Below are 10,642 nucleotides of genomic sequence, written 5' to 3'. Positions count from 1 at the left end.
CCGAGGCGGATCGTACCATCGATCTCAGCGATGATGGCGTGGTCCTTCGGACGACGAGCTTCGAACAGTTCGGCAACGCGCGGCAGACCACCGGTGATGTCCTTGGTCTTGGCGCTTTCGAGCGGCGAACGTGCAAGCACGTCACCCTGCGACACCTTCGTGCCCGGCTCGACCGACAGGATCGCATCGACCGAGAGCAGGAAGCGCGCGTCACCACCGCGTGACAGCTTCATGACATTGCCGCTGGCGTCCTTGATGACGATTGCCGGCTTGAGGTCCGAACCACGCGGGGTCGAACGCCAGTCGATAACCTGACGCTTGGTGATACCGGTCGATTCGTCGGTCGCTTCGAGGACAGAGAGGCCGTCGACAACGTCTTCGAACTGAACGGTACCGGCTACTTCCGTCATCATCGGACGGGTGTAGGGGTCCCACTCTGCCAGACGCTGACCGCGCTTGACCTTGTCGCCTTCGTCGACGTGCAACTTCGAACCATAGGCAATGCGCTGCGAGGAGCGCTCGACACCACGCTCGTCCAGGATCTGGACGGTCATGTTGCGGCCCATCGCAACGAGGCTGCCTTCCGAGTTGCGCAGCAGGTTGCGGTTCTTGAGCTGAACCGTACCCTCATACGAGGCTTCCAGGAACGACTGGTCGACCACGGTTGCCGTGCCACCAAGGTGGAACGTACGCATGGTAAGCTGCGTGCCCGGCTCGCCGATCGACTGAGCGGCGATGACGCCGACCGCTTCGCCCATGTTGACCGGCGTACCGCGCGCGAGGTCGCGACCGTAGCAAACGGCGCAGACACCCGTCTGGATTTCGCAGGTCAGTGCCGAACGGATACGGATCGACTGGATGCCGGCCTTTTCGATTTCGGCGACATCGGGCTCGAGGATCATCTTGCCGGCATCGACGATACGCTCGCCGGTGACCGGATGATCGATATCATCGAGAGCCGTACGGCCGAGGATACGTGCGCCGAGCGAAGCAACGACCTGACCGGCATCGACGATGGCGGTCATGGTGAGGCCCTTGTCGGTGCCGCAATCAACGGAGTTGACGATGCAGTCCTGCGCGACGTCGACAAGACGGCGGGTCAGGTAGCCCGAGTTTGCCGTCTTCAAGGCGGTGTCTGCCAGCCCCTTACGGGCGCCGTGCGTCGAGTTGAAGTACTCGTTGACGGTCAGGCCTTCCTTGAAGTTCGAGGTGATCGGCGTTTCGATGATTTCGCCCGACGGCTTGGCCATGAGGCCGCGCATGCCGCCCAGCTGGCGCATCTGGTTCGGCGAACCACGGGCACCCGAGTGCGACATCATGTAGATGGCGTTCATCGGCTTCTGGCGACCGGTGTTCGGGTCGAACTCGACGGCCTTAATGCGGGCCATCATGTCTTCGGCGACCTTCTCGGTAGCCTTGCCCCAGGCGTCGACAACCTTGTTGTACTTTTCGCCCTGGGTAATCAGACCGTCGTTGTACTGCTGCTCGTATTCCTTGACCAGGTTTTCGGTGTCGCCAACGATCTTTGCCTTGGTTTCCGGAATGACCATGTCGTCCTTGCCGAACGAAATGCCGGCGCGGCACGCGTGAGCAAAGCCGAGCTGCATGATGCGGTCGCAGAAAATGACCGTGTCCTTCTGACCGCAATGACGGTAGACCGTGTCGATCATCTTGGAGATGTTCTTCTTGGTCATTTCCTGGTTGCAGATGTCGAACGGCACCTTGTGGTTCTTCGGCAGCAGTTCGCCGATCAGCAGGCGGCCAGGAGTCGTCTCGTAGATCTTGGAGACGGGCTTGCCATCCTCGTCGACCGTCTTGAAGCGGCCGCGGATCTTGGTGTGCAGCGTGACGACCTTGCTTTCGAGAGCATGATGCAGTTCGCCGAGGTCGGAGAAGGCCATGCCTTCGCCCGGCTCGTTCTGATTCATGATCGAGAGGTAGTACAGGCCGAGAACCATGTCCTGCGACGGAACGATGATCGGTGCGCCGTTTGCCGGGTGCAGGATGTTGTTCGTCGACATCATCAGCACGCGGGCTTCGAGCTGGGCTTCGAGCGACAGCGGCACGTGAACGGCCATCTGGTCACCGTCGAAGTCGGCGTTGAAGGCCGTGCAGACGAGCGGGTGCAGCTGGATCGCCTTGCCTTCGACCAGGGTCGGTTCGAAGGCCTGGATGCCCAGGCGGTGCAGCGTCGGTGCGCGGTTGAGCAGAACCGGATGCTCGCGGATGACCTCGTCGAGGATATCCCAGACTTCCGGCTTTTCCTTCTCGACGAGCTTCTTCGCCTGCTTGACGGTCGAGGAGTAACCCTTGGCGTCGAGACGGGCGTAGATGAACGGCTTGAAGAGTTCGAGCGCCATCTTCTTCGGCAGGCCGCACTGGTGCAGCTTCAGCTCCGGACCGGTCACGATGACCGAACGGCCGGAATAGTCGACGCGCTTGCCGAGCAGGTTCTGGCGGAAGCGGCCCTGCTTGCCCTTCAGCATGTCGGACAGCGACTTCAGCGGACGCTTGTTGGCGCCGGTGATGACGCGGCCGCGGCGGCCGTTGTCGAACAGCGCGTCTACAGATTCCTGCAGCATGCGCTTTTCGTTGCGGATGATGATGCCCGGCGCACGAAGCTCGATCAGGCGCTTCAGACGGTTGTTGCGGTTGATGACGCGGCGATAGAGATCGTTGAGGTCGGACGTCGCGAAGCGGCCGCCGTCGAGCGGGACCAGCGGACGCAGATCCGGCGGGATCACCGGAACGACCTTCATGATCATCCATTCCGGACGGTTGCCTGACTCCATGAAGTTCTCGACGATCTTCAGGCGCTTCATCAGCTTCTTCTGCTTGAGGTCCGACGTGGTGTCGGCAAGCTCGGAGCGCAGATCGCCAGCGATCTTCTCGAGGTTCATCGAGGCCAGCATCTCGTAGATGGCTTCAGCGCCGATCATGGCCGTGAACTGGTCTTCGCCGTATTCGTCGACGGCGATCATGTACTCTTCTTCGCTCAGGAGCTGATGCTCCTTGAGCGCGGTGAGGCCGGGCTCCGTGACGATGTAATTTTCGAAGTAGAGAACGCGCTCGACATCCTTCAGCGTCATGTCGAGCAGAGTGGAAATGCGGCTCGGCAGCGACTTCAGGAACCAGATGTGGGCAACCGGGGCGGCGAGCTCGATATGGCCCATGCGCTCGCGGCGAACGCGCGACAGCGTGACTTCGACGCCGCACTTTTCGCAGATGATGCCCTTGTACTTCATGCGCTTGTACTTGCCGCACAGGCACTCGTAGTCCTTGATTGGCCCGAAGATGCGCGCGCAGAAGAGGCCGTCGCGTTCCGGCTTGAACGTGCGGTAGTTGATGGTTTCCGGCTTCTTGATCTCACCGTAAGACCAGGAGAGAATCTTCTCCGGAGAGGCGATCGAAATCCGGATGGAGTCGAAATTCTGTGCAGGCACCTGCGGATTGAAAAGATTCATGACCTCTTGGTTCATGCCTGTCTCCTTTGTGGGCGAAGCGCCCTTAGCTTGCGATGGTCAGCGGCAAATCCCGGGAACCGCGCCAACGCGTAAAACGACAATAACCGCAAAATGCGGCAGAAACGTCCCTGCCCGGCCGACACACTACGGGGCCTCGGCGGGAACGGTGTGCGCCGCCTTACAGCGCACACCCTATCAAGTGGTTACTCGGCTGCGTCCGGCAGCGCGCTCGCCTGCTGGGAATCCTCGACCTTCGAGTTTTCCAGCTCGACGCTGAGGCCGAGCGAGCGCATTTCCTTGACGAGAACATTGAAGCTTTCGGGAATACCCGCTTCGAACGTATCGTCGCCACGAACGATGGCTTCGTAGACCTTGGTGCGGCCGGCAACGTCGTCCGACTTCACCGTCAGCATTTCCTGTAGCGTATAGGCTGCGCCGTATGCTTCCAGAGCCCAGACTTCCATTTCGCCGAAGCGCTGACCGCCGAACTGCGCCTTGCCGCCCAGCGGCTGCTGGGTAACTAGCGAGTACGGACCGATCGAACGGGCGTGGATCTTGTCGTCGACCAGGTGGTTGAGCTTCAGCATGTAGATGTAGCCCACGGTCACCTGACGGTCGAACTGCTCGCCCGTACGGCCATCGTAAAGCGTCGACTGGCCGGAGTCCTTGAGACCTGCAAGACGCAGCATCTCGTTGACGTCGCCTTCATGCGCACCGTCGAAGACCGGCGTTGCGATCGAAACGCCGCGCTTCCACTGGTCGGCAAGACGCAGGACCGAGTCATCGTCGAAGTCCTGGACCTGTTCGGCCTTCGGACCGTCGCCGACAACGTCGCCGATCGTCTTGCGGAGCGGTTCAATGTTGCCGCTTGCCTTGTAGGCTTCGATCATCTCGCCGATCTGCCTGCCCATGCCGGCGCAAGCCCAACCGAGGTGCGTTTCGAGGATCTGGCCGACGTTCATGCGCGAAGGCACGCCGAGCGGGTTCAGAACGACGTCGACATGCGTACCGTCTTCGAGGAACGGCATGTCTTCGACCGGAACGATGCGCGACACGACACCCTTGTTACCATGACGGCCGGCCATCTTGTCGCCTGGCTGGATCTTGCGCTTAACAGCAACGAAGACCTTCACCATCTTCATGACGCCCGGAGGCATTTCGTCGCCGCGCTGGACCTTCTCGACCTTGTCCATGAAGCGCTGTTCAAGGCGCGACTTGGATTCGTCGTACTGGCCACGGAGAGCTTCGAGCTCGCTCTGGACCTTCTCGTCCTCGACCGCGAACATCCACCACTGCGAGCGGGGATATTCGGAAACGACGGCGTTCGAAAGTTCGGTGCCCTTCTTGAAGCCCTTCGGACCGGCGATCGCGACCTGGCCGCGCAGCATGTCGACCAGACGGCCGTAGACGTTACGGTCGAGGATCGCCTGCTCGTCGTCGCGGTCCTTTGCGAGACGCTCGATTTCTTCGCGCTCGATCGCCATCGCACGCTCGTCCTTTTCAACGCCGTGGCGGTTGAAGACGCGCACTTCGACGATCGTGCCGTAGGTGCCGGGCGGCATACGCATGGACGTATCGCGGACGTCGGAAGCCTTTTCACCAAAGATGGCGCGCAGAAGCTTTTCTTCCGGCGTCATCGGGCTTTCGCCCTTCGGCGTGATCTTGCCGACGAGGATATCGCCCGGCTGAACTTCGGCGCCGATGTAAACGATGCCGGCTTCGTCGAGGTTCTTCAGCGCTTCTTCCGAAACGTTCGGAATGTCGCGCGTGATTTCTTCCGGACCAAGCTTGGTATCACGCGCCATCACTTCGAATTCTTCGATGTGGATAGAGGTGAACACGTCGTCGGCAACGATACGCTCGGAGAGCAGGATCGAGTCTTCGTAGTTGTAACCGTTCCACGGCATGAACGCGACGAGCGCGTTGCGGCCGAGAGCGAGATCGCCCAGGTCCGTCGACGGACCGTCGGCGAGGATGTCGCCGCGGTTGACAACGTCACCGACGGTGACCAGCGGGCGCTGGTTGACGCAGGTGTTCTGGTTCGAACGCTGGAACTTCTGCAGGCGGTAGATATCGACGCCGGACTTGCCGGCTTCGAGGTCCTCAGTCGCGCGGATAACGATACGCGTCGCGTCGACCTGGTCGACCACGCCGCCACGGCGGGCGCCGATAGCAGCGCCGGAGTCGCGGGCAACGACCGGCTCCATACCGGTGCCGACGAACGGAGCTTCAGCACGCAGCAGCGGAACGGCCTGACGCTGCATGTTCGAGCCCATGAGAGCGCGGTTGGCGTCGTCGTTTTCCAGGAACGGGATGAGAGCGGCAGCAACCGAAACAACCTGCTTCGGCGAAACGTCCATCAGGTTCATGCTGTCGCGCGGAGCGAGCATAACTTCGCCCGCATGACGGCAAACGACGAATTCGTCGGTGAAGGAACCGTCGGCGCCAAGCTCGGCGTTCGCCTGCGCGACGTAGTACTTCGCCTCTTCCATGGCGGAGAGGTAAAGCACGTCGTTCGTCACCTTGCCATCAACGATGCGGCGGTACGGGCTTTCGATGAAACCGTACTTGTTGACGCGGGCGAAGGTCGCAAGCGAGTTGATCAGACCGATGTTCGGTCCCTCAGGCGTTTCGATCGGGCAAATGCGGCCGTAGTGGGTCGGGTGAACGTCGCGGACTTCGAAGCCTGCGCGCTCGCGGGTCAGACCACCCGGGCCAAGAGCCGATAGACGACGCTTGTGGGTGATTTCCGAAAGCGGATTCACCTGGTCCATGAACTGCGACAGCTGCGAGGAGCCGAAGAATTCACGGACGGCGGCAGCTGCCGGCTTCGCGTTGATCAGGTCCTGCGGCATGACCGTGTCGATTTCGATCGAGGACATACGTTCCTTGATCGCACGCTCCATGCGGAGCAGGCCGAGACGGTACTGGTTTTCCATCAATTCGCCGACAGAGCGAACACGACGGTTGCCGAGGTTGTCGATGTCGTCGATTTCGCCCTTGCCGTCGCGCAGCTCGACGAGCATCTTGACCACGGCCAGGATGTCGTCCTTGCGCAGAACGCGAACGGTGTCTTCAACGTCGAGGTCGAGACGCATGTTCATCTTCACGCGGCCAACGGCAGAGAGGTCGTACCGCTCCGCATCGAAGAACAGCGAGTTGAACATGGCTTCCGCCGAGTCGATTGTCGGCGGTTCACCCGGACGCATGACGCGGTAGATGTCGAACAGAGCGTCCTGACGGTTCTCGTTCTTGTCTGCCGTGAGCGTGTTGCGGATGTAGGCGCCGACATTGATGTGGTCGATGCCGAGAACCGGGATCTCGTCGAAACCGTTGGAGAGAATGACCGGTAGGGTCTTCTCGTCGATCTCGTCGCCGGCTTCCAGATAGATCTCACCCGTCGAGTAGTTGACGATGTCTTCGGCAAGATAGTTGCCATACAGATCGTCGTCCGTCGCCTTCAGAGCCTTGAGGCCCTTGTCGGAGAGCTGGCGGAGCAGACGCGGCGTCAGCTTCTTGCCGGCTTCGACAACGACTTCGCCGGTGTCGGCGTCGACCATCTCGGTGATCGCCTTGGCACCCTTCAGCGTTTCCGGCTTGAAGGGAATACGCCAGCCCTGGCCGTCGCGCTTGTAGAGCGACTTCGTATAGAACGTGTCGAGGATTTCCTCGCCGTCCATGCCGAGGGCCATCAGCAGCGAGCTCACCGGAATCTTGCGGCGGCGGTCGATACGGGCATAGACGATGTCCTTGGCGTCGAACTCGATGTCGAGCCAGGAACCGCGGTACGGGATCACGCGGGCAGCGAAGAGCAGCTTGCCGGAAGAATGGCTCTTGCCCTTGTCGTGGTCGAAGAAGACGCCCGGCGAACGGTGCATCTGGGACACGATAACGCGTTCGGTGCCGTTCACGATGAACGTACCGTTGTTCGTCATGAGCGGCATGTCGCCCATGTAGACCGACTGTTCCTTGATGTCCTTGATCGACTTCGCGCCGGTATCCTCATCGATATCGAACACGATGAGACGGAGGGTAACCTTCAGCGGCGCTGCGTAGGTCAGGTCGCGCTGGCGGCACTCGTCGACGTCGAACTTCGGCGGCTCGAATTCATAGGACACGAATTCCAGCATCGAAGCGCCAGAGAAGTCCGTGATCGGGAAAACTGACTTGAAGACGGCCTGAAGGCCTTCGTCAGGGCGGCCGCCCTTCGGCTCTTCTACCATCAGGAATTGGTCGTAGGATGCCTTTTGAACCTCGATGAGGTTCGGCATTTCTGCGACTTCGGGGATCTTACCAAAAAACTTGCGTACGCGCCTACGACCATTGAACGAAAGGGTCTGAGCCATCGTCGCTCCTTCAAAAATTGCATCCGGGCCTGCAACGGACGGGAACCGCTGGCCAGGCGATCCCGTCAATCAATGGATATCTCAATCTCGTCTCACATCCCGAAGCCACACGGCCGGATTGCCTTGCGCTTCGGTTCGAGACCATGCTCTTGAAGAACCCATTACCCAAAAGCCGGTTTCACGCGGCTTTTGGGTAATTCGTTCATAAAAACGGCAAACGGGAGACGGCAAATACCGCCTCCCAGATGCAGTTCAAGATTACTTGACGTCGGCCTTTGCGCCTGCGTCTTCAAGCTTCTTCTTGATGTCAGCGGCTTCAGCCTTGGAAACGGCTTCCTTGACAGCCTTCGGAGCGCCTTCGACGAGGTCCTTGGCTTCCTTGAGGCCGAGGCCGGTGATGGCGCGGACTTCCTTGATGACGTTGATCTTGTTGGCGCCGGCATCCGTGAGGATGACGTCGAACTCGGTCTTTTCTTCTTCAGCAGCAGCAGCAGCGCCTGCACCGCCAGCAACGGCAGCAACAGCGACCGGAGCAGCAGCGGAAACGCCCCACTTTTCTTCGAGAAGCTTGGACAGTTCTGCAGCTTCCAGAACGGTCAGCGAGGAGAGGTCGTCTACGATCTTTGCGAGATCAGCCATTTTATCAGTTCCTTTTGTTCGGTTCGAACCGGTTGTTTATAAACAGCAAAAAACCGCCTTATGCGGCTTCGTCCTTCTTGGCGTAAGCCGAAAACACGCGAGCAAGCTGGCTTGCCGGTGCTGCAACAACGCCTGCGATACGGGTAGCCGGAGTCTGGATCATGCCCAGCAGCTTCGCGCGCAGTTCGTCCAACGACGGCAGGGTCGCAAGCGACTTGACTGCATCGGCGTTGAGCGTGGTTGTTCCCATGGCGCCACCGAGGACAACGATCTTATCGTTGGTCTTGGCGAAATCCACGACGACTTTCGGAGCGGTGATCGGGTCATTGCTGTATGCAATGAGCGTCTGACCGGTGAAGAGACCAGAGATCCCTTCCGCTTCCGTACCCTGAAGGGCGATTTTGGCCAGGCGGTTCTTCGCGACTTTGACGGTGCCGCCAGCAGCGCGCATCTTCGAACGGAAGTCGTTCATCTGCGCGACTGTAGCACCAGCATAGTGGGCCACGACAACCGAGCCCGAAGCCTTGAAGACTTCGTTCAGTTCCGTGACGAATTCGCGTTTTTCCGCTCTTTCCACTGCCTATCTCCAGTTGGCAGGACCTTTTGACGGGCCCCACCGGGTTGCCTTTTGCCTCCCGGGATCAGAAGCGATCCCAAGCGGCGCTTGAGGATCCTGTCCCCTCGCGCTTCGCGCCAAAGAAAGGCCGAAGGCACAAGGCATCCAAGGCTCGAACCAAATTCCTAGAAGCAGAACTTCATGCAATTCGGGTCTTACCCGTCTCATGCAGGCCAAGTGATTAAGGGAAAACCACCTGCAATCTCGGACAGGATTCCGGATTTCTCCGGAATATTCCGGCCCCTTGCGAGGCCGGAATTCTTGCTACCGGGCAAACGCCCGATGAAACTTGTTAAGCGGCCGTGACCGACGACGGGTCGATCTTGACGCCCGGGCCCATGGTCGAAGAGATTGCCACGCGCTTGACGTAGTTGCCCTTTGCACCAGCCGGCTTTGCCTTGATGACGGCATCGGCGAAGGCACGGATGTTTTCTTCCAGAGCCTTTGCATCGAAGGACGCCTTGCCGATACCGGCATGAACGATACCAGCCTTCTCGACGCGAAACTCGACGGCGCCGCCCTTGGAGGCCTTGATCGCGCCAGTAACGTCCATGGTGACCGTTCCGACCTTCGGGTTCGGCATCATGCCGCGCGGGCCGAGCACCTTACCGAGACGGCCGACGAGCGGCATCATGTCCGGGGTCGCGATGACGCGATCGAAATCGATCTTGCCACCCTGAACGATTTCAACCAGGTCTTCCGCGCCGACAATGTCGGCACCGGCTGCCTTGGCTTCGTCGGCCTTGGCGCCACGGGCGAAAACGGCGACGCGAACGTCGCGGCCCGTGCCGTTCGGCAGATTGACGACGCCACGGACCATCTGGTCAGCATGACGCGGATCGACGCCGAGGTTCATCGCGATTTCGACGGTCTCGTCGAACTTGGCGATCGCTCGGGCCTTGACCATCGAGATGGCGTCCGTCAGCGCGACCAGCTTGGTCGGATCGACGCCTTCGCGGATCTTCTGAATACGCTTTGCGAGCTTTGCCATGTTACGCCACCACTTCCAGGCCCATGGCGCGGGCAGAGCCCTCGATCATGGCCATTGCGCCTTCGATATCCGCGGCGTTCAGGTCCTTCATCTTGGCTTCGGCGATCGACTTGATCTGAGCCTTGGTCAGCTTGCCGGCGGTAGCGCCCTTGCCGGGCGTCTTGGAACCGGACTGAATCTTCGCTTCCTTCTTGAGGAAGTAGCTGACAGGCGGCTGCTTCATCGCGAAGGTAAAGGACTTGTCCTGGTAATAGGTGATGACGACCGGAATCGGCATACCCTTTTCCATTTCCTGCGTGGCGGCATTGAACGCCTTGCAGAATTCCATGATGTTAATGCCACGCTGACCAAGCGCCGGGCCGATCGGCGGGGACGGGTTTGCCGATCCTGCCTTGACCTGAAGCTTGAGCTGGCCTGCAACTTTCTTAGCCATAACTCTCTGCCTTTCATTGATGACCGGTTGCCCGGCCAGGGATGCCGGACTGCTCCGGCGGCTGCGGTTGCGTGGTGCGGATTTTAAGAGCCCGGCTAAGACCCCTCACCTTCCACGCGGCTTGCGGCTTTCACCGCAGACGTCAATCAGGAA

6 protein-coding genes are annotated in these 10,642 nt (G+C 60.1%); all 6 read right to left on the bottom strand.

The window, feature by feature from the left end:
• Nucleotides 1–3,479: DNA-directed RNA polymerase subunit beta' (gene rpoC / locus ACPYOJ_RS21030; RefSeq protein WP_481417969.1), on the bottom strand; the 3,479-nt coding region annotated here is incomplete at its 3' end.
• Between the two features lie 188 nt (nt 3,480–3,667).
• Nucleotides 3,668–7,810 (bottom strand): DNA-directed RNA polymerase subunit beta, encoded by a 4,143-nt coding sequence (gene rpoB / locus ACPYOJ_RS21025; RefSeq protein WP_481417968.1) that lies wholly within the window; start codon nt 7,808–7,810, stop codon nt 3,668–3,670.
• A gap of 258 nt (nt 7,811–8,068) precedes the next feature.
• Entirely contained in the window at nt 8,069–8,449 is a 381-nt protein-coding gene (rplL, locus tag ACPYOJ_RS21020; protein ID WP_168829310.1) for a 50S ribosomal protein L7/L12, read from the bottom strand.
• Between the two features lie 58 nt (nt 8,450–8,507).
• Nucleotides 8,508–9,026: a 50S ribosomal protein L10 gene (gene rplJ, locus ACPYOJ_RS21015; protein WP_016553543.1), complete on the bottom strand. Its 519-nt coding sequence runs from the start codon at nt 9,024–9,026 to the stop codon at nt 8,508–8,510.
• Nucleotides 9,027–9,357: 331 nt separating this feature from the next.
• Nucleotides 9,358–10,056, bottom strand: a complete 699-nt coding sequence (gene rplA, locus ACPYOJ_RS21010) for a 50S ribosomal protein L1 (RefSeq protein ID WP_481417967.1) — start codon at nt 10,054–10,056, stop codon at nt 9,358–9,360.
• A gap of 1 nt (nt 10,057) precedes the next feature.
• Nucleotides 10,058–10,489 (bottom strand): 50S ribosomal protein L11, encoded by a 432-nt coding sequence (gene rplK / locus ACPYOJ_RS21005; RefSeq protein WP_168829308.1) that lies wholly within the window; start codon nt 10,487–10,489, stop codon nt 10,058–10,060.
• Nucleotides 10,490–10,642: the final 153 nt, after the last annotated feature.

It is taken from the genome of Rhizobium sp. SVR5-9E (genome assembly GCF_056755095.1).
The sequence above is the reverse complement of the archived record's forward strand: the minus strand, read 5'-3'. Positions and strand labels throughout refer to the sequence as shown.